This window comes from Streptomyces sp. NPDC046909 (genome assembly GCF_040644695.1).
Lineage (GTDB): Bacteria > Actinomycetota > Actinomycetes > Streptomycetales > Streptomycetaceae > Streptomyces.
Genome location: NZ_JBEYXC010000022.1, coordinates 140,755 through 160,585, shown reverse-complemented (window position 1 = coordinate 160,585; position 19,831 = coordinate 140,755). Strand labels below are relative to the sequence as shown.

18 protein-coding genes and 1 pseudogene are annotated in these 19,831 nt (G+C 70.6%); 8 read left to right on the top strand and 11 right to left on the bottom strand.

The features are described from left to right. Positions 1-35 precede the first annotated feature (35 nt). Together ABZ928_RS46690 and serB are read left to right on the top strand one after the other, a co-directional pair. A pseudogene (locus ABZ928_RS46690) lies at positions 36-1,556 on the top strand (streptophobe family protein); the annotation flags it as partial. Between the two features lie 2,387 nt (positions 1,557-3,943). Next, positions 3,944-5,161: a phosphoserine phosphatase SerB gene (gene serB, locus ABZ928_RS46685; RefSeq protein ID WP_361533933.1), complete on the top strand. Its 1,218-nt coding sequence runs from the start codon at positions 3,944-3,946 to the stop codon at positions 5,159-5,161. Between the two features lie 116 nt (positions 5,162-5,277). Here the strand turns inward: serB and ABZ928_RS46680 are convergent, their stop codons facing one another. The 4 genes from ABZ928_RS46680 to ABZ928_RS46665 form a co-directional block, all read right to left on the bottom strand. After that, entirely contained in the window at positions 5,278-5,796 is a 519-nt protein-coding gene (locus ABZ928_RS46680) for a histidine phosphatase family protein (protein WP_361533930.1), read from the bottom strand. 101 nt (positions 5,797-5,897) lie between these two features. Further along, positions 5,898-6,104, bottom strand: a complete 207-nt coding sequence (locus ABZ928_RS46675; protein WP_361533927.1) for a hypothetical protein — start codon at positions 6,102-6,104, stop codon at positions 5,898-5,900. A 159-nt stretch (positions 6,105-6,263) separates the two neighbouring features. Then, a complete protein-coding gene (locus ABZ928_RS46670; RefSeq protein ID WP_266829118.1) occupies positions 6,264-6,380 on the bottom strand; it encodes an SGM_5486 family transporter-associated protein in 117 nt (38 codons plus the stop codon). A gap of 113 nt (positions 6,381-6,493) precedes the next feature. Next, positions 6,494-7,804: a CynX/NimT family MFS transporter gene (locus ABZ928_RS46665; RefSeq protein ID WP_361533924.1), complete on the bottom strand. Its 1,311-nt coding sequence runs from the start codon at positions 7,802-7,804 to the stop codon at positions 6,494-6,496. 70 nt (positions 7,805-7,874) lie between these two features. Between ABZ928_RS46665 and ABZ928_RS46660 the strand changes: the two genes are divergently transcribed. After that, complete coding sequence (locus ABZ928_RS46660) at positions 7,875-8,564, top strand: FadR/GntR family transcriptional regulator (RefSeq protein WP_361533922.1); 690 nt, start codon at positions 7,875-7,877, stop codon at positions 8,562-8,564. Here the strand turns inward: ABZ928_RS46660 and ABZ928_RS46655 are convergent. The 3 genes from ABZ928_RS46655 to fabG form a co-directional block, all read right to left on the bottom strand. After that, complete coding sequence (locus ABZ928_RS46655; RefSeq protein WP_361533919.1) at positions 8,545-8,892, bottom strand: hypothetical protein; 348 nt, start codon at positions 8,890-8,892, stop codon at positions 8,545-8,547. The two genes, ABZ928_RS46660 and ABZ928_RS46655, sit on opposite strands and share 20 nt — an antisense overlap. Before the next feature lie 151 nt (positions 8,893-9,043). Continuing rightward, positions 9,044-9,820: an enoyl-ACP reductase FabI gene (gene fabI, locus ABZ928_RS46650; RefSeq protein ID WP_361533916.1), complete on the bottom strand. Its 777-nt coding sequence runs from the start codon at positions 9,818-9,820 to the stop codon at positions 9,044-9,046. 5 nt (positions 9,821-9,825) lie between these two features. Beyond that, complete coding sequence (gene fabG / locus ABZ928_RS46645) at positions 9,826-10,545, bottom strand: 3-oxoacyl-[acyl-carrier-protein] reductase (RefSeq protein ID WP_361533913.1); 720 nt, start codon at positions 10,543-10,545, stop codon at positions 9,826-9,828. A 241-nt stretch (positions 10,546-10,786) separates the two neighbouring features. On the opposite strand from fabG, the gene ABZ928_RS46640 reads away from it, so the two are divergent. Genes ABZ928_RS46640 through tyrS form a run of 3 tightly spaced genes read left to right on the top strand, consistent with a single transcriptional unit; the run spans position 10,787 to position 15,026 of the window. Then, complete coding sequence (locus ABZ928_RS46640) at positions 10,787-12,310, top strand: TldD/PmbA family protein (RefSeq protein ID WP_361533910.1); 1,524 nt, start codon at positions 10,787-10,789, stop codon at positions 12,308-12,310. Further along, the gene (locus ABZ928_RS46635) at positions 12,307-13,701 is read left to right on the top strand and encodes a metallopeptidase TldD-related protein (RefSeq protein WP_361533907.1); all 1,395 of its coding nucleotides are present in this window, start codon (positions 12,307-12,309) and stop codon (positions 13,699-13,701) included. The genes ABZ928_RS46640 and ABZ928_RS46635 overlap by 4 nt, the downstream gene beginning before the upstream one ends. Before the next feature lie 56 nt (positions 13,702-13,757). Next, entirely contained in the window at positions 13,758-15,026 is a 1,269-nt protein-coding gene (tyrS, locus tag ABZ928_RS46630; protein ID WP_361533904.1) for a tyrosine--tRNA ligase, read from the top strand. Positions 15,027-15,125: 99 nt separating this feature from the next. Here tyrS and ABZ928_RS46625 read toward each other — a convergent pair whose 3' ends face one another. Then, complete coding sequence (locus tag ABZ928_RS46625) at positions 15,126-15,404, bottom strand: GlsB/YeaQ/YmgE family stress response membrane protein (protein WP_361533901.1); 279 nt, start codon at positions 15,402-15,404, stop codon at positions 15,126-15,128. A 244-nt stretch (positions 15,405-15,648) separates the two neighbouring features. Here ABZ928_RS46625 and ABZ928_RS46620 point away from each other — a divergent pair, with 244 nt between their 5' ends. Then, positions 15,649-16,029 carry a DUF3099 domain-containing protein gene (locus tag ABZ928_RS46620; protein ID WP_361533898.1) on the top strand — a complete coding sequence of 127 codons (381 nt, stop codon included), beginning with the start codon at positions 15,649-15,651 and terminating at the stop codon, positions 16,027-16,029. 244 nt (positions 16,030-16,273) lie between these two features. Beyond that, entirely contained in the window at positions 16,274-16,483 is a 210-nt protein-coding gene (locus tag ABZ928_RS46615; protein ID WP_361533895.1) for a hypothetical protein, read from the top strand. Between the two features lie 53 nt (positions 16,484-16,536). Here the strand turns inward: ABZ928_RS46615 and moaA are convergent, their stop codons facing one another. The 3 genes from moaA to ABZ928_RS46600 all read right to left on the bottom strand — a co-directional run bounded on the left by moaA (position 16,537) and on the right by ABZ928_RS46600 (position 19,694). Further along, positions 16,537-17,526: a GTP 3',8-cyclase MoaA gene (moaA, locus tag ABZ928_RS46610; protein WP_361533892.1), complete on the bottom strand. Its 990-nt coding sequence runs from the start codon at positions 17,524-17,526 to the stop codon at positions 16,537-16,539. 186 nt (positions 17,527-17,712) lie between these two features. After that, positions 17,713-19,341, bottom strand: coding sequence for a cation acetate symporter (locus ABZ928_RS46605; RefSeq protein WP_361533889.1), 1,629 nt, complete (start codon positions 19,339-19,341; stop codon positions 17,713-17,715). Beyond that, on the bottom strand, positions 19,338-19,694 hold the full coding sequence (locus ABZ928_RS46600; RefSeq protein ID WP_361533886.1) for a DUF485 domain-containing protein: 357 nt from the start codon (positions 19,692-19,694) through the stop codon (positions 19,338-19,340). Before ABZ928_RS46600 ends, ABZ928_RS46605 begins: the two co-directional genes overlap by 4 nt. Positions 19,695-19,831: the final 137 nt, after the last annotated feature.

Here is a 19,831-nt window from a genome sequence, read left to right as displayed (position 1 = left end):
CGCCGCGGATCGGGGGGTCTGCCGTGAGTGCGTCCATGAGCATCGACACCAGGAAGCACGGCGCGAAGTTGCCGTGGGGAGACATCCTGCTGACCGCGATCGCCGCGGTGAGCTGGGCGTTGATCGGGATGGCGGGGGTCGCCGCGCTCGGTCTGCACCTGCTGGAAGCGGACTCCGCGGCATCGCTCGGCCCGATGACGGCGGCGGTTGTGGCGCTTGGGGCGGGTGGTTCGGTGACACCGTCCGGCGATGTGTCCGCATTCGGCCTCACCGGCGCGGAGGCGGCGACGGCCATCGAGATCACGCCACTGGGTGTGAGCCTGGTAGGTGCTGTGCTTTTGTCATGGTTCTTCCTACGGTCCCTGCGGACGGCCGGAGTTGGGATCACACCGGCCGAACTCCTCGCCCGCGCGGGCACGGTGGTGGCCCTCTTCGTGGCCGTGCTGGGCGGTCTGGCCTGGGCGGGTCACGACGTCATCACGATCGACGGCGGCGCGCTGGGGCTCGACAACCTGCCGGGGGGCGGGGGCGGCGGCGGAGGCCTGAACATCCCCGGTCTCGGGGACATCGGGGACATCGGCGGGCTGCTCCCCGACCAGATCGGCGACCTCATCGACGCGAAGGCGGCGGTCGGCTTCACGGTCGACACGGTGCCGACACTGCTGGGCGGGTTGGGCTGGTCGGCGGGCATTCTGTTCATCGCCTTGCTGGCTTCACGCCGTACGCCGTTGCCGCGCGGCTGGGAAGCGGTGCACCGCGTCGTACGGCCGGCCGTGTCCGCCCTCGTGACCGTCCTTCTGGTCGCCGTGGCGGCGGGACTCGCGGCGGCGGCGTACGCGTCGATCGGCGACGACCACCCCAAGCGGATCGCGGGCGCGGCCCTCCTGGGCACACCCAACGGAACATGGCTGGGCATCCCGATCGGCCTCTTCGTCCCCTGGGACGGCCGCGCGACGGGCCCCCTGACCAACTTCCTCCCGTCCCCCCTGGACGACCTCCTCAGCTCCGAACGCGACCAGTCCGTCTCCCTGTCCCGGCTGGCCGAACTGGACGGGCGGGTATGGCTGCTGGGGGTCGCGGCGGCGGTGATGATGCTGCTGGCGGGGGTGTTGGCGGCGGTTCGGACGCCGGTGGGGGTGGGGGCGGCGCCGGGTGCGGGTTGGGGGACGGGGGCTGCGCCGGGTGCGGGTTTGGGGTCGGGGGGTGCGTACGTACGGGGTTCAGGTGCCGGTGCCGTGGGGGGTGCGGGGTCTGCGGGGGTACGGGATCCGGGTGCGCTCGGTTTCGCCGGGCGTTGTGCGCTGCGGCTGGGGGTTGTCACCGCGTTGGCGTTGCCGTTGCTCGCGTGGCTGACGGAGGTGTCCGTGGACGCCTCGCTGTCGGTGTTCGGCGTCGATGCGTTCGGCGCCGGGGTCGAACTGCATGGGCAGCTCGGTATGGCGTTGCTGCTGGGTGCCCTTTGGGGGGCGGGCGCGGGGGGCGCGGGGGCGTTGCTCGCCTATGCGACGGGGGCAGCGGGGAATCGGGCGGCTCCGTTGGCACTCGGCGACGTGGGCGGCGGGGCCGGGGGCGGGGAGTCGCGGTTGTCTAGCGGGGCGGGGGGCGCGGGGTATGTGAGCGGGGCGGGGCTGTATCCGGGTGGGGCGGTGGGTGGTGCGTACCCGGGTGGGGCGGGGAGCGGGCCGTACTCGGGGGAGGGTGAAGGTGGTCAGTACTCGGGTGGGGCGGGGAGCGGGCGGTACCCGGGCGGGGGTGAAGGTGGTCACTACTCGGGCGGGGTGGAGAGCGGTCGGTACCCGGGTGGCGGTGTAGGTGGTCGGTACCCCGGTGAGGGTGAGGCGGGGGCGTCGCGGACGGGGCCTTATGCGGGAGCGTCCGGGGCGGGCGGGGCGGGGTCGTATGGGGGTGGTTCTGGGGCCGGGCCTTATGCGGGGGACTCCGGGGCCGGGCCCTACACGGGAGACTCCGGGGCGGGGTCCTACACGGGAGACTCCGGGGCCGGGCCCTACACGGGAGACTCCGGGACGGGGCCGTACGCCGGAGGTTCTGGTGCGGAGCCTTATGCGGGGGAGCCTGGGGCGGAGCCCTATTCGGGGGGCTCCGGGGCGGAGCCGTATGCGGGGCGCTCTGGGGCTTCACGTGCGGATGGCGGTGCGGGAGGGGCGCGTTCGGGGGGCGAATCCTGGGGGGCGCGTGGGGGCGCCGAGGGTTCACCTTCGGGCGGTGCCGCGGGGACTTCGCGCTCGGGTGGCCAGGCGTGGGGGTCGCGTGCAGGGGGCGACGCCGAGAGTTCGCCTTCGGGGGGTGCCGCTGGGGCTTCGCGCTCGGGTGACCAGGCGTGGGGGTCGCGTGCGGGAGGCGACGCCGAGAGTTCGTCTTCGGGTGGGGAGTCGGGGGCTTCGGGGGCCGGTGGTGGGTCCGGGCCGTACGTGCCTGGCAGGCCGTATCGGCCGCCGAATCCTGCCACCAATCCGTATCTACGGGTGCCGGAAGAGCTGCGGGAACCGGAGGACGCGCGGCCGTCTGGCGCTGGGGGCCCCGGGGGGACGGTTCCACCTCCCGAAGACGCCCGGACGCCTCGCGATGCACCGCCCGGACGTCGGCAACCGCCTGGTGGTGCGGCGTCTGGGCGGGGGGCGCCGGCCGGGGAGGGCACTCGGCGGGCAGGGCAGGGAGGAGAAGAGCCACCCTCGGAAGGTGCGTGGCGGGCGGGGCCCGGGGCACAACCGGCGCAAGGCGGCTGGGGGGCGGGGCAGGAAGGCCGGTCATCTGAAGGTGCCCGGCAGGCAGGGCAAGACGGGCGGTCGCCCGAGGGTGCCTGGCGGCCAGGACCAGAAGGGCCGTCACCGGAAAACGTGCGGCGGGCCGGGCAAGAAGGGCAGTCGCCGGAGGGTGCTTGGCGGGCAGCACCGGAAGGACCATCTGCGGAAAGCGGCCGGCGAGCAGGGCAAGACGGGCGGTCGCCGGAGAGTGCCTGGCGGCCAGGATCGGAAGCGCAGCCAACGGAGGGAGTCTGGCGGCCGGGGCACGCGGGTCAGGCCGCGGAGGGCTCCTCGCGTCCGGAGGCCGGGGCGCAATCCGCCGAAGGCAACTGGCGGCCCGGGCAAGAGGCGCAGCCTACGGAGGGAGTCTGGCGGCCAGGTTCGGGGGTGCCTCCCGGGCGGGGTCGGGTGCCCCGTAGCGGTCCGCCGGCTGGTGGGGCGCGGCCTCCTGGCGGTACGCCGCCATCGGGTGAAGGGCAGCAGGCTGAGGAGCCGCCCGCTGGATCTCCCCCGTCCGGCGACGACATTTACGCCGCGCCCACGATGGCACGGCCCATCGATCCGCCACCACGGTCACGGCGCAAGCCTCCGGGGGCCCGGTCCGGAGAGGGGAAGCCCTCCGCACCGGACGAGGGATCACCGCCACCACCTCCTCCCCCTCCCCCGCCTCCCCCTCCGCCACCGGGGAGGCCGAAGCGCCGTAGGTGATCCGGAAGCATCAGGGAGCGGGGCACAGCAAAGCCGCGCGGAGTGCTCGAAGCGCAGGACCCGACGCGAACCACCTCCGCCCGCAGCCTCGCCGCGCCGCACCGCACCGCTCCCCGATGCTGCTGCATCCCGGCTCCCGCTCTCGGTTCCCGGCGCTTCGGTCCCGGTTCCCTGGCTCCACGGCGCTCCGGTCTCGGCTCCAGAGCACCACAGCACCACAGCACCACAGCACCACAGCACCGGTCTCGGTTCCCGGCCTCCAGCGCCCCATCCCCCCGACCCCGCCCACCCCAACACGCCCACCCCCTGGCCGATATCCACCCCTCCACCCACCCCGCATCCACCCGGCACCCACCACACCCCCGTACCCACCCCGTAAGCCCCCCGCCACCTGCGCGACACGGAGTGTTCCCTGTCCGCCAGGCGGACCTCAGGGGCGGAAGGCACTGGGTGCCGGATACGGTGGGTACACCATGAGCGCTTCGCAGACCTCCGACGTCCCCACCCTTCTCGTCAAGATCTTCGGCAAGGACAGGCCGGGCATCACGGCCGGGCTCTTCGACACTCTCGCCGCCTACTCGGTCGACGTGGTCGACATCGAGCAGGTCGTCACCCGTGGCCGGATGGTCCTGTGCGCGCTCGTGACCGAGCCGCCGCGTGGGCTGGAAGGCGATCTGCGGGCCACCGTCCACAGCTGGGCGGAGTCGATGAAGATGCAGGCCGAGATCATCTCCGGGCTCGGCGACAACCGGCCCCGTGGGCTCGGCCGTTCCCTCGTCACCGTGCTCGGGCATCCGCTCACCGCGGAGTCGACCGCGGCGATCGCCGCGCGGATCACGAAGGCCGGCGGCAACATCGACCGTATCTTCCGGCTCGCCAAGTACCCGGTGACGGCGGTGGAGTTCGCGGTGTCCGGTGTGGAGACCGAGCCGCTGCGGACCGCGCTCGTGACCGACGCCGCCGCGCTCGGTGTCGATGTCGCCGTCGTCGCGGCCGGGCTGCACCGGCGGGCGCAGCGGCTCGTCGTCATGGATGTCGACTCCACGCTCATCCAGGACGAGGTCATCGAGCTGTTCGCCGCGCACGCGGGCTGTGAGGACAAGGTCGCCGAGGTCACCGCGGCCGCGATGCGCGGTGAGTTGGACTTCGAGCAGTCGCTGCACGCGCGCGTGGCGCTGCTGGAGGGGCTCGACGCGTCCGTCGTGGAGAAGGTGCGTACGGAGGTGCGGCTGACCCCCGGCGCCCGCACCCTCATCCGTACCCTCAAGCGTCTCGGCTACCAAGTAGGTGTCGTGTCCGGTGGGTTCACCCAGGTCACCGATGATCTGAAGGAGCGGCTGGGGCTGGACTTCGCCCAGGCCAACACCCTGGAGATCGTCGACGGGAAGCTGACCGGCCGGGTCACCGGGGAGATCGTGGACCGCGCGGGCAAGGCGCGGCTGCTGCGCCGGTTCGCCGCCGAGGCGGGGGTGCCGCTGGCGCAGACCGTGGCGATCGGCGACGGCGCCAACGACCTGGACATGCTCAACGCGGCCGGCCTCGGTGTCGCCTTCAACGCCAAGCCGGTGGTGCGGGAGGCTGCCCACACCGCGGTGAACGTGCCCTTCCTGGACACCGTGCTCTATCTGCTGGGCGTGACCCGCGAAGAGGTCGAGGCGGCGGACACGCACACGCACGACGACGTCCTCTGAGGCGCGCCCCCGGAAGCCACGCCCGGAAGCAGGAGGAGGGCCCGGTGCCGTCATGGCGCCGGGCCCTCCTCATGTCGATCTCATGCCGATGTCACAGCCGCCTCACAGCGGTCGGATCATTCGGAGGGTGCCCAGTAGTCGAGGAGGGTGGCCACGCCTGGCTCCAGCGCCTTCCAGGAGCCGGTGAAGGACAGGACGGCGAACGCGGCGGCGGGGAAGCCGCGGCGGCTCATCCGCTCCCGCACATCGCCCTCGGCCGCACCCGCCAGGATGTCGGCGAGGCCCTGCACGCCGGGGTTGTGGCCGATGAGGACCACGTTCTGCGCGTCGTCGGGCGTCTCGTTGAGCACGGCGATCAGTTCGCCTGGCGAGGCCTCGTAGACCCGCTCCTCATAGACGGTTTTCGGCCGGTGCGCGAACTCCTGCACGGCGAGTTTCCACGTCTCGCGGGTCCGGGTCGCGGTGGAGCACAGGGCCAGATCGAAGGGGATTCCGGTGTCGGCCAGCCTGCGTCCGGCCTCTGCGGCATCCTTCCGGCCCCGGTCGGCGAGCGGCCGCTCGTGGTCGGTCACCTGTGGCCAGTCGGCTTTCGCATGCCGGAAGAGGACAATCCTGCGGGGTTCTGCGACGCTCATGGGTCCCAGCTTCGCATGAAACACGCCAACGGGCGCAGGGAGTTGACTTGCGGCTTCGCGAGTGCGGGGCGCCTGTCCGGACAGGTCGGCCGAGGGCGCGCTCAGCGCGTGGCCAGCTGCTGTATGCGTTCGAAGAGCTGGGCGATCGCGGGGTCGCCCGCGGCGGCGTGCGCGTCGGACGGGTTCAGTATCAGCGCGAGCAGCGTGATGAAGGCGAGCGTGGGCAGGGCGAGGGCCCACCAGGGCAGCCGGATGTCGACGCGTCCCCGGGTCGCCGGGTGGGGCGGGGTGTGCGTTGGGGCCGACATGGGTGCCTCCGCGTCTTCGAGTGGGCCGGTGGTCCGCTGTGCCGCGGTCACATCTCGAAGTTACGGAATCCCGGGCCCCCAACCCATCCGGTGATCCACCCAGTTGACCCTGAGACTCGCCCCCTAGGGGATGGTGGGGCTAGCCTCACCCCCGCCGGTTCAGGGTGAGGCGATCGACGCGATGACGGCGATGATCACGAAGATGGCGAGGAACGCGCCGAAGACGAGCAGCATCTTCTTCTGGCCGTTCTGCGGGTTCGGGTCGAGCACTGGCATACGGCAAGTCTCGCACCCGCTACCGGCGCCGGAACCGTCGGGGTCTCGTCAGCGGAGCGGCGGGGGGCGTCACCGAAGCGGCCCGGGTGGCGTCCCCGGCCCGCGAGCTCGCGTCAGCGGGTCGTCGCCTCGTCCTCGACCGTCCTGTCGCGTCCCGCCAGGACGCCCACGACCATCTGCGGGACCATCAGGCCCGCCATGAGGGCGATCGGCAGCCCCCAGCCGCCGCTGTGCTGATAGAGCACGCCCACCAGGAGCGGGCCCGGGATGGAGAGCAGATAGCCGGTGCTCTGCGCGAACGCGGACAGCTGGGCGACGCCCGCGCCGGTCCTGGCCCGCATCCCGACCATCGTGAGGGCCAGCGGGAACGAGCAGTTGGAGACGCCGAGCAGCAGGGCCCAGACCCAGGCTCCGCCGGCGGGAGCGAAGTAGAGGCCCGCGTATCCCACGAGACCGCAGACGCCGAGCACGAGGACGATCGGGCCCTGGTGCGGCAGGCGGGCGGCCACGCGCGGGATGACGAAGGCGAGCGGGACGCCCATCACCATCGTGACCGCCAGCAGCAGTCCGGCCGTGCTCGCGAGCACCCCCGCGTCCCGGAAGATCTGCGCCATCCAGCCCATGGTGATGTAGGCGGCGGTGGCCTGGAGTCCGAAGAAGACGGCGAGCGCCCAGGCGGTACGGCTCCGGGTGATCCGCAGCGCGGGCTCTTGCCGCTCCCCGCGCGCGGGCGCCTGTTCGGCGGGCGCCGCCCCTGGACGCCGTACGAACGGAAGCCACGGCAGTACGGCCGCGGCGGCGAGTCCCGCCCAGACCGCGAGGCCGGTCTGCCAGCTGCCGCCCAGTCTGTCGGTCACCGGCACGGTCACGGCGGCCGCGGCCGCGGTGCCCAGGGCGAGGGCCATGGAGTAGAGGCCGGTCATGGAGCCGACGCGGTCCGGGAACCAGCGCTTGACGATGACGGGCATCAGGACGTTGCTGACGGCGATGCCCATGAGGGTGAGGGCGCTGGCGGCCAGGAAGCCGGCCGTGCCGCCCGCGTAAGGCCGTACGAGCAGGCCCGCCGTGATGGCGACCATGCCGGCGCACACCACCGCGCCCGGGCCGAAGCGGCGGGCCAGGCGTGGCGCCATGACGCCGAAGACGGCGAAGCAGAGCGGGGGCACGGAGGTCAGCACCCCGGCCACGCTGCCGCTCATGCCGAGTCCGTCGCGGACCTCCTCCAGGAGGGCGCCGAGGCTGGTGATGGCGGGGCGGAGGTTGACGGCGGCCAGGACGATGGCGAGCACGAGCAGCCGTGTCGTCCACGCGCGCGTGGCCGGTTCCGGGGACTCGCTCTCCGCCGAGCCCTGTGTCCGCGGTGTCCGTCGTATCCGTGTGGACGTCGTCGTCCGGGTTTCCTCGCTTGCCATGACGCCCATCATAGAATCATGGGATGATTGGTTGTCCATCCCCCGGCCGCCCTGAGCCGGTGTTCTCGTGCGAAGGTGTGCCATGCCTCTGAGCCACCCCCGCCGCTCGGCGCTGTCCGAGCAGGTCATCGCCGCGCTGCGGCAGCAGATCACCTCGGGCGAGTGGCCGGTGGGCTCCCGTATCCCGACCGAGCCCGAGCTGGTCGAGCAGCTCGGGGTGGCCCGCAACACGGTCCGTGAGGCCGTCCGCGCGCTCGCGCACAACGGTCTGCTGGACATCCGCCAGGGCTCCGGCACCTACGTCGTGGCGACCAGCGAGCTGGCCGGGGTGATGCACCGCCGGTTCGCCGACGCCGACCCCCGGCACATCGCCGAGCTGCGCTCCACGCTGGAGTCGGCCGCGGCGAAGCTGGCCGCCGAGCGGCGTACGGAGAAGGACCTCAAGCAGCTCGACGCGCTGCTGCTGCGCCGCGAGCAGGCGTGGGAGTCGGGCGACAAGGAGGCGTTCGTGGCGGCGGACGCCACGTTCCATCTGGCGGTGGTCTCCGCGTCCCACAACGACGTGATGACGGCCATGTACGCGGACCTCGGCGAGGTCCTGCGGGACTGGCTGCGCGACGACGTGGGCGAGGAGCTGACGCCGGAGACGCACCTGGACCACTCGGGGCTGGTGGACGCGATCCGCGCGAGCGACGCGGAGGCGGCCGCGCTGCGGGCGGCGAGCTATCCGTTCCAGTGCCGACCCGGGCTGTTCACCGCTTCTGATGGCTGACCCAGACCGAGCGGACTTCCTTCCAGCAGCGGCCCTGCAGCCGTACCGTCTGGGCCGGTCCGGCCTCGACCGGGGCGCCGTCGCTGTCGACGTCCCACCAGCGGTCGCACTCGATGTGCAGCCGGACCCGGTCGACGTCGGGGTAAGGGTTGTGGCAGTACGCGGTCACATGGGAGCCGGTGACCTTGCTGTAGCAGGCCGCGCCGAACAATTGCGGCCGTTCGGCCTTCGGGGCGGCCACGCGTGCGTGCGGTGACGCGTCGTGCGGCAGGGTCAGCAGGAGAGCTACGGCGACGGTCGCTGGGGCCAGGCTGCGGGACAGGCGCACAAGGGGGACCTCCTCGGCCGTGCTGGGGAGGGATGCGTGGTGAACGCGTAATCCAGAGTGCCCAGTTGTGCCGCCCGCCCGCCCGCCCGGATGGGCCGAACGAGTGAGGGCCCGCGTTCCTGGGAACGCGGGCCCTCACCGTGGGAGTGTGTCAGGCTCCGATGGCGTGCAGACCACCGTCGACGTGCACGATCTCGCCCGTGGTCTTCGGGAACCAGTCGCTCAGCAGGGCGACGACGCCCTTGCCGGCCGGCTCCGGGTCCTCCAGCTTCCACTCCAGCGGGGAACGGCTGTCCCAGACGGCCGCCAGCTCGGCGAAGCCGGGGATCGACTTCGCGGCCATGGAGCCGATCGGACCCGCCGAGATCAGGTTGCAGCGGATGTCGTGCTTGCCCAGGTCACGCGCCATGTAGCGGTTCGTGGCCTCCAGGGCGGCCTTGGCCGGGCCCATCCAGTCGTACTGCGGCCAGGCGAACTGCGCGTCGAAGGTGAGGCCGACGACGGAGCCGCCCTCGGTCATCAGCGGCAGCAGCGCCATGGTCAGCGACTTCAGGGAGAAGGCGGAGACGTGCATGGCGGTGGCCACGGACTCGAACGGCGTGTTCAGGAAGTTGCCGCCGAGCGCGTCCTGCGGCGCGAAGCCGATGGAGTGCACCACGCCGTCGAGCTTGTCGCCCAGGTGCTCACGGACCTGGCCCTCCAGGCGGGCGAGGTGCTCGTCGTTGGAGACGTCGAGCTCCAGGACCTTGACCTTCTCCGGCCGGGGCAGCTTCTTGGCGATGCGCTCGGTGAGGGTCGGACGCGGCCACGCGGTGAGGATGATCTCCGCGCCCTGCTCCTGGGCCAGCTTGGCGGTGTGGAAGGCGATGGAGGACTCCATCAGCACACCGGTGATGAGGATCTTCTTGCCCTCGAGGATTCCAGCCATGGTGTTCAGTGACCCATTCCCAGTCCGCCGTCAACCGGGATGACGGCTCCAGTGATGTACGAGGCGTCGTCGGAGGCGAGGAACCGCACCGTCGCGGCGATCTCCTCCGGCTGCGCGTAACGACCGAGCGGCACCTGCTTCACGATGTTCTCGCGCTGCTCGTCGGTGAGGGCCTTGGTCATGTCGGTGTCGACGAAGCCGGGCGCGACGACGTTGAAGGTGATGTTGCGCGAGCCCAGCTCACGGGCGAGGGAGCGCGCGAAGCCGACCAGGCCGGCCTTGGAGGCGGCGTAGTTGGCCTGGCCGGGACCGCCGAACAGACCCACGACCGAGGAGATGAGGACGACGCGGCCCTTCTTGGCGCGCAGCATGCCGCGGTTGGCGCGCTTGACCACGCGGAAGGTGCCGGTGAGGTTGGTGTCGAGGACGGACGTGAAGTCCTCCTCGGACATGCGCATCAGGAGCTGGTCCTTGGTGATGCCGGCGTTGGCGATCAGGACCTCGACCGGGCCGTGCGCGTCCTCGATCTCCTTGTAGGCCTGCTCCACCTGCTCGGGGTCGGTGATGTCGCACTTGACGGCCAGGCAGCCCAATTTCGTCAGGGCGGCAGGTGGCTCACCCGAGCGGTACGTGATCGCGACCTTGTCGCCGGCATCGGCGAAAGCGCGGGCGATGGCGAGGCCGATGCCCCGGTTGCCTCCGGTGACGAGAACCGAGCGGCTCAACGGATCACCCTTTCGATAGCGGTCTGACACACCCGCCCGGAACCTCGAAGGCAGGCGGCTTCCTTCGAAACCTATCGGTCTGCCTGGGCGTGCGGACATTCGGGCACCGACAGTGGCTAACGGGACTCACTGTCGGGTCCCTACAGAAGAGGCCGATCGCAGACGGAAACTTATGGTCCCCGGACCCGCCCGCGCGACATGATCGGAGTCCACAGGTCACGACAGCAGGGAGATATCTCCGGTGCCTCATACCATCGACGAAGCCTTCACGGCGCTTCCTCTACGCGCCCTCGCCGACGCCGCGCTGGCACGCGCGCGTGCGCTGGGCGCCGAGCACGCGGACTTCCGGTTCGAGCGGGTGCGCAGCGCCTCCTGGCGGCTCAGGGACGCCAAGCCCGCCGGATCGTCGGACACCACCGACCTCGGGTACGCGGTACGGGTCGTGCACGGCGGTACCTGGGGTTTCGCGTCGGGCGTGGATCTGAGCATGGACGCGGCCGCCCGGGTCGCCTCGCAGGCGGTGGCGATGGCCAAGCTGTCCGCCCAGGTGATCAAGGCCGCGGGATCGGACGAGCGGGTCGAGCTCGCCGGGGAGCCGGTGCACGCCGAGCAGACGTGGATCTCGTCGTACGAGATCGACCCGTTCACCGTGCCCGCCGAGGAGAAGGCCGGGCTGCTCGCGGACTGGAGCGCGCGGCTGCTCGCGGCGAACGGCGTCAACCACGTCGACGCGTCGCTGCTCACCGTCCATGAGAACAAGTTCTACGCCGACACCGCGGGGACCGTGACCACCCAGCAGCGGGTGCGGCTGCACCCGTCGCTGACGGCGGTGTCGGTCGACGAGTCGAGCGGCGAGTTCGACTCCATGCGGACCATCGCGCCGCCGGTCGGCCGCGGCTGGGAGTACCTCACGGGCACCGGCTGGGACTGGGAGAGCGAGCTGGCCGAGATCCCGGAGCTGCTCGCCGAGAAGATGCGGGCGCCGAGCGTCGAGGCGGGCCTGTACGACCTCGTCGTCGACCCGTCCAACCTGTGGCTGACCATCCACGAGTCCATCGGCCATGCCACCGAGCTGGACCGCGCCCTGGGCTACGAGGCCGCCTACGCCGGCACCTCCTTCGCCACCTTCGACCAGCTCGGCAAGCTCAAGTACGGCTCCGAGCTGATGAACGTCACCGGTGACCGCACCGCCGAGCACGGCCTCGCGACCGTCGGCTACGACGACGAGGGCGTCGCGGGCCAGTCCTGGGACCTGGTCAAGGACGGCACGCTGGTCGGCTACCAGCTGGACCGGCGGATCGCGAAGCTGACCGGCTTCGAGCGCTCCAACGGCTGCGCGTTCGCCGACTCCCCCGGCCATGTGCCGGTGCAGCGCATGGCCAACGTGTCCTTGCAGCCCGATCCGGCCGGAATGTCGACCGAGGATCTGATCGGCGGCGTCGACCGCGGTATCTACGTCGTCGGCGACCGCTCCTGGTCCATCGACATGCAGCGCTACAACTTCCAGTTCACCGGACAGCGCTTCTTCAAGATCGAGAACGGCCGGATCACCGGTCAGCTGAGGGACGTCGCCTACCAGGCGACCACCACCGACTTCTGGGGTTCCATGGCCGCCGTCGGCGGACCGCAGACCTACGTCCTGGGCGGCGCGTTCAACTGCGGCAAGGCCCAGCCGGGGCAGGTCGCGGCGGTGTCGCACGGCTGCCCTTCGGCCCTCTTCAAGGGCGTCAACATTCTCAACACCACGCAGGAGGCCGGTCGATGAGCGCCCGCACCAACAAGCCGCACGAGATCGTCGAGCGTGCCCTGGAGCTGTCGCGGGCCGACGGCTGTGTCGTCATCGCCGACGAGCAGTCGACGGCGAACCTGCGCTGGGCCGGCAACGCGCTCACCACGAACGGCGTCACGCGCGGGCGCACGCTCACCGTCATCGCGACCGTCGACGGCAAGGAGGGCACCGCCTCCGGAGTCGTGTCCCGGGCCGCCGTCACCGTGGACGAGCTGGAGCCCCTGGTCCGGGCCGCCGAGGAGGCCGCACGCGGGGCCGCGCCCGCCGAGGACGCGCAGCCGCTGGTCAGGGACGTACCGGTGTCGCCGGACTTCACGGACGCGCCCTCCGAGACCTCCTCCGCGGTGTTCGCCGACTTCGCCCCGGCGCTCGGTGAGTCCTTCGCACGCGCGCGTGCGGGCGGCCGCGAGCTGTACGGCTTCGCCAACCATGAGCTGGTCTCCAGCTATCTCGGTACGTCGACGGGGCTGCGGCTGCGGCACGACCAGCCCAACGGCACTCTGGAGCTCAACGCCAAGTCCCCGGACCGTACGCGCTCGGCCTGGGCGGGCCGCTCCACCCGGGACTTCAAGGACGTCGACCCGGCGGCGCTGGACGCCGAACTCGCCGTACGCCTGGGATGGGCCGAGCGGAAGCACGATCTGCCGGCCGGGCGGTACGAGACGCTGTTGCCGCCGACCGCCGTGGCGGACCTGCTGATCTACCAGATGTGGTCGGCGTCGGGCCGGGACGCGGCCGAGGGCCGGACCGTGTTCTCCAAGCCCGGCGGCGGCACCCGGCTCGGCGAGAGGCTGACCGAGCTGCCGCTGACGCTGCGCAGCGACCCGAACGAGCCGGGCCTGGAGTCCTCGCCGTTCGTCCTCGCGCACTCCTCCGGCGGCGACTCGTCGGTGTTCGACAACGGGCTGCCGCTGACGGCCACCGAGTGGGTGCGCGGCGGTGAGCTGAGCAATCTGCTGACCAGCCGGCACAGCGCGGGCCTGACCGGGCTGCCGGTGGCGCCGGGCATCGACAACCTCATCCTGGACGGCGGCGAGGACCGCTCCCTGGAGGAGATGGTCGCGAACACCGCGCGCGGGCTGCTGCTGACCTGCCTCTGGTACATCCGCGAGGTCGACCCGGCCACCCTGCTGCTGACCGGGCTGACCCGGGACGGCGTCTACCTCGTCGAGAACGGCGAGGTGACCGGCGAGGTCAACAACTTCCGGTTCAACGAGTCGCCGGTGGACCTGCTGGGCCGGGCCACCGAGGCCGGGCGCACGGAAAAGACGCTGCCGAGGGAGTGGAGCGACTGGTTCACTAGGGCTGCGATGCCGGCGCTGCGGGTGCCGGACTTCAATATGAGCTCTGTCAGTCGGGGCGTATAACCTCGTAGCTGGTTGTCACCCGACCGCCGAAGATCATCCGAGGAGACAAGAGAACCGTGACGGACATCGTCGACGAGCTGAAGTGGCGCGGGCTGATCGCCCTCTCCACTGACGAGGACGCATTGCGCAAGGCGTTCGCGGACGGCCCCGTCACGTTCTATTGCGGCTTCGACCCGACCGCGCCCAGCCTGCACCTCGGCAACCTCGTGCAGATCCTGACGATGCGCCGGATCCAGGACGCGGGCAACCGTCCCCTGGGCCTGGTCGGGGGTGCCACCGGCCTCATCGGTGACCCGAAGCCGAACTCCGAGCGCACGCTCAACGCCCCCGAGATCGTCGCCCAGTGGGTCGAGCGGCTGCGCGGCCAGATCGCCCCGCTGCTGGACTTCGAGGGGCCGAACGCCGCGGTCATGGTCAACAACCTCGACTGGACCCAGGGGCTGTCGGCCATCGAGTTCCTGCGGGACGTCGGCAAGCACTTCCGGGTCAACAAGATGATCGCGAAGGAGGCCGTCTCCCGGCGGCTCAACTCCGACGCGGGCATCAGCTACACCGAGTTCAGCTACCAGATCCTCCAGGGCATGGACTTCCTGGAGCTGTACCGCAGGTACGGCTGCACGCTCCAGACCGGCGGCAGCGACCAGTGGGGCAACCTCACCTCGGGCACCGACCTGATCCACCGGGTCGAGCCGGAGGCCGTGGTGCACGCGCTGGGCACTCCGCTGATCACCAAGGCCGACGGCACCAAGTTCGGCAAGACGGAGTCCGGCACGGTCTGGCTCGACCCCGAGATGACCACGCCGTACGCCTTCTACCAGTTCTGGCTGAACGCGGACGACCGGGATGTCTCCAAGTTCCTGCGGATCTTCAGCTTCAAGTCCCGCGAGGAGATCGAGGAGCTGGAGCGGCAGACCGAGGAGCGGCCGCAGGCGCGGGCCGCGCAGCGGGCGCTGGCGGAGGAGCTGACGACGCTGGTGCACGGGGCGGACCAGACGGCCGCCGTGGTCGCCGCGAGCCGTGCGCTCTTCGGTCAGGGCGAGCTGGCGGAGCTCGACGAGAAGACGCTCACCGCGTCGCTCTCCGAGGTGCCGCACGTCCAGGTCGCCGAGCTCGGGCTCGTGGTCGATCTCTTCGCCGAGGTCGGTCTGGTCGCCAGCAAGTCCGCTGCGCGGCGGACCGTGAAGGAGGGCGGGGCCTACGTGAACAACGTCAAGGTCACGGCCGAGGACGCGGTGCCTGCGACGGAGGAGCTGCTGCACGGTCGGTGGCTGGTGCTTCGGCGGGGGAAGAAGAACCTTGCCGCTGTCGAGGTCGTCGGGGCGTAAAGCGCCGTAGAACGCCGTAGGGGCGCGGAGGACTGCGGGCTGCCACTCTCGTCGTGGTTGCTCGCGCAGTTCCCCGCGCCCCTGTAGGGCACGATTCGGCTAGGCCTGCTGCTTCTTTTTGCCCAGCGTTGCCATGTACAGCATGTCGCCCACGCCCACGATGATGATCGCCGCGATCAGCTGGAATGCGTGGCGGCTCCAGTCGATGCCGGAGGTCGCGTCGACGCCCGCCCAGCGTGCGATCGCGTTGCCGACGATGGCGCCCAGCATGCCGAAGATGGTCGTCAACCACAGGGGACTGTGCTGCTTGCCGGGGATGATCGCCTTCGCGATCAGGCCCAGCACGAATCCCACGATGATCGCCCACAACCAGCCCATGGCTGCCTCCTAGTACGGCTCGACGTGAGCATTACGCCCAGTGTCGGCCCATGCGCCGTACGGCGCATGTCGAGTAAGCCGTACGTGCTACGGCGCAGTTCGTTCGCCCAGGCGGGAGGTGCCCCGGTCTCGTAGGCGGCGGAGGCGCGGCGTAACGTAGGACGTGTCCGGGTCCGGTACTTCTGCCGGGGGCGGGGCGGGTACGGGCCGGGGAGAGTCCGATGCGGGCGGATGGTGGAATGTGATGCGGAAGCAGCACGCGGCAGGCAACGCCGAGGTTTTCCGGATCACCGGGGCCCGGCAGAGCCTTCAGGACGATGTGCGTGGCCGGCAGCGGCGGTATGTGATCTCGATGTCCGTGCGCACGCTGTCGGTGATCCTCGCGGCCACCCTCTGGAACGTCGAACGGCACGTCGCGATCGTCGCGTTGGTTCTGGGGGCACTGCTCCCCTATATCTCGGTCGTGATCGCCAACGCCGGGCGGGAGAACGCGCCGTCGTTGCCGTCGACGTTCGTGACCGCGCCGACCCGGCCGATGATCGCACCGCCCAGGGCTCAGGACGCATCCGCGGAATCGTTCCCGGAAGACGGTGTGGGCGATCCGGAGGCGGGTGTCCGGGGGTAGCCGCGCCCGCGGACGTGACCTCGGCGGAGGCGTCGGCGGAGGCGTCGGATCCGGAAGTCGGCCCCGCACCAAGCTCAAGAAAAGCTCAGATCAATCATGTTGTTCCAGTGCCGGGCGACGGGTTACCCGTGACATACTTCCTACGCGCTCCGCATCCCCCGTCGGAGCGACAGACCGACGCCGGGCAGCTCCCCCCGTGGCTGCTCGGCGTCGCCTTGTTTGGCGCACTTTGTGAGACGAGTCAGTGACTGAAGAAACCGCCCCGATCTGCTCGGCCAAGGGTTGCCGGCTGGACGCCGTCTGGGTCCTCGCGTGGAACAACCCGAAGATCCACACGCCGGAGCGGCGGAAGACCTGGCTGGCGTGTGAGGAGCACCGGGAGCATCTGTCGCAGTTCCTCGGGGTGCGAGGGTTCTTGAAGGATGTCGTCCTGCTCAAGGAGTGGGAGGACTGAGTCTGCGGGCTGGTGGGGGCTGGTCGCGCAGTTCCCCGCGCCCCTAGGTACGTCTAGCCACCGATCGCCGACATGGGCCTGTCCGGCTGTACAAATGTCGGGTCATCCAACCCTGCGCCTGCCTTCTTGCCCCACATCGCCGTCCGCCAGATACCGGCGATCTCCTCATCCCCTGCCCCGGATCGCAGCGCCGCCCTCAGGTCCGTCTCCTCCGTTGCGAACAGGCAGGTGCGGACCTGGCCGTCGGCCGTCAGGCGGGTGCGGTCGCAGGCCGCGCAGAACGGGCGGGTGACCGAGGCGATGACGCCCACGACATGCGGGCCGCCGTCGACGATCCAGCGTTCCGCCGGGGCCGAGCCGCGCTTCTCCGAGCCCTCTTCCGTGAGGTCGAAGCGGGTGCGGAGCGAGGTCAGGATGTCGCCCGCCGTGATCATGCCATCGCGCTTCCAGCCGTGCTGGGCGTCCAGGGGCATCTGCTCGATGAAGCGGAGTTCGTAGTCGTGCTCGACCGCCCAGGCGAGGAGGTCGGGGGCCTCGTCGTCGTTCAGGCCCGGCATCAGGACCGAGTTCACCTTCACCGGGGTCAGGCCGGCCTCGCGGGCGGCGTACAGGCCCTCGATGACGTCCTTGTGGCGGTCGCGGCGGGTCAGGGTCTTGAAGACGTCCGGGCGGAGGGTGTCCAGGGAGACGTTCACCCGGTCCAGGCCCGCCGCCTTCAGGGCCGTGGCGGTGCGCTTGAGGCCGATGCCGTTGGTCGTCAACGACATCTGCGGGCGGGGTTCGAGAGCCGCCACGCGCTCCACGATGCCCACCAGGCCCGGGCGCAGCAGCGGCTCGCCGCCCGTGAAGCGGACCTCCTCTATGCCGAGCGAGGTGACCGCGATGTCGATCAGGCGGACGATCTCGTCGTCCGTGAGGAGGTCGGGCTTGGCCAGCCACTGCAAGCCCTCCTCGGGCATGCAGTACGTACAGCGGAGGTTGCACCGGTCGGTCAGGGAGACTCTCAGGTCGGTGGCCACTCGGCCGTAGGTGTCGATGAGCACGTGGGCCCCCTCCCTCGTCGCGGAGCTTTCTCTTTCCGTCACTTGTGAGCCTACGTGACCGCACTGACATCGACAGAGCCCGATCACACGACGTACTGAGCGGCCGCGTCGTAGAGACCTACTACGCGGCCGCTCAGCGGGCGTTTCTCAGCGGCTCTTCTCAGTGACTGTTCTCAGCGGCTCTTCTCAGTGCGCGCCGGTGCCGGTGAGGGAGCGGACCTCCAGCTCGGCGTACTTGCCGGCGTCGGGCTCCTCCTTGGACAGGACGGTGCCGAGCCAGCCCATGGCGAAGCCGAACGGGATGGAGATGATGCCCGGGTTCTTCAGCGGGAAGTAGGCGAAGTCGACGTCGGGGAACATCGCCTTCGGGTCGCCGGAGACGACGGGCGAGAACAGCACCAGGCCGACGGCGACGATCAGACCGCCGTAGATCGACCAGAGGGCGCCTTGAGTGGTGAACCTCTTCCAGAAGAGGCTGTACAGGATCGTCGGCAGGTTGGCGGAGGCGGCGACCGCGAAGGCGAGGGCGACCAGGCCGGCCACGTTGAGGTCGCGGGCGAGGGCGCCCAGGCCGATGGAGACGATGCCGATGAAGACGGTCGCCCAGCGGGCCGCGCGGACCTCCTCCTTGCCGGAGGCCTTCCCCTTGCGGATGACGTTGGCGTAGATGTCGTGCGCGAACGAGGACGACGAGGCCAGGGTCAGACCGGCCACCACCGCGAGGATCGTCGCGAAGGCCACCGCGGAGATGGTCGCCAGCAGGATCGCGCCCCACGCCGAGTCGACGCCGCCCAGGTGCAGGGCGAGCAGCGGTGCGGCCGTGTTGCCGGACGGGTTGGACGCGATGATCTCGTCCTGGTCGATGAGGGCCGCGGCGCCGAAGCCGAGCGCGATCGTCATCAGGTAGAAGCCGCCGATGATGCCGATGGCCCAGTTCACGGACTTACGGGCGGCCTTGGCGTTGGGCACCGTGTAGAAGCGGATCAGGATGTGCGGCAGGCCCGCGGTGCCGAGGACCAGGGCGATGCCCAGGGAGATGAAGTCCAGCTTGGAGGTGCCGGTGGCGCCGTACTGGAGGCCCGGCTCCAGGAAGGCGGTGCCCTTGCCGCTGTTCTCGGCGGCCGTGCCCAGCAGGTCGGAGATGTTGAAGTTGAACTTCAGCAGCACCAGGAAGGTGATCAGGATGGTGCCGCTGATCAGCAGCACCGCCTTGACCATCTGGACCCAGGTGGTGCCCTTCATGCCGCCGATGGAGACGTACACGATCATCAGGACGCCGACGAGGGCGACGATGCCGACCTTGCCCGCGTCGGAGGTGATGCCGAGCAGCAGCGAGACGAGGACGCCCGCGCCGGCCATCTGCGCGAGCAGGTAGAAGATCGAGACGACGATGGTGGAGGTGCCGGCCGCGGTGCGGACCGGGCGCTGGCGCATGCGGTACGCCAGAACGTCGCCCATGGTGTAGCGGCCGGAGTTGCGGAGCGGTTCGGCGACCAGGAGCAGGGCCACCAGCCAGGCGACCAGGAAGCCGATGGAGTACAGGAAGCCGTCGTAGCCGAAGAGGGCGATGGCGCCCGCGATGCCGAGGAACGACGCGGCCGACATGTAGTCGCCGGAGACCGCGAGGCCGTTCTGGAAGGCGCTGAACTGGCGTCCGCCGGCGTAGAAGTCGGCGGCGTCCTTGGTCTGGCGGCCCGCCCAGACGGTGATGACGAGGGTCGCGAGGACGAACACCGCGAAGAGGCTGATGATCAGCGGTCGGTGCTCGCTGGCCTCGCCGGCCGCCAGGACGCTCTGCTGCGCGATGCCGCTCATGCGTCGCCCTCCATGCGGGACTTGATCGCCTCGGCCTTGGGGTCGAGCTTCGCGGCGGCGTGCCGCGAGTACCACCAGGCGATGAGGAACGTGGTGAGGAACTGGGCGATGCCCAGGACGAAGGCGACGTTGATGTTGCCGAACAGCTTGGTGCCCATGAAGTCGCCCGCGAAGTTCGACAGCAGGACGTACAGCAGGTACCAGGCGATGAAGGCGACGGTCAGGGGGAAGGCGAAGGAGCGGTAGGAGCGGCGCAGTTCACCGAACTCCGCGCTCTCCTGCACCGCGGCGAACTCCTCGGTGCTGGGGAGTTTGTGTTGCTCTTTCGAGGGGGGCGGTGCGTCGGTTGCCACGGAGTCTCCTCGCGTTGCGGGCGCTGTTGCCACGGTGGATGCGGTCTGGTCGGGGGTCGGGGACGGGTTGGGTACGACGGGCATGTGACGGCTCTGTTCCTCGCGGTTGTCAGGGGGCTCGATCGTGCTCGTGCTCC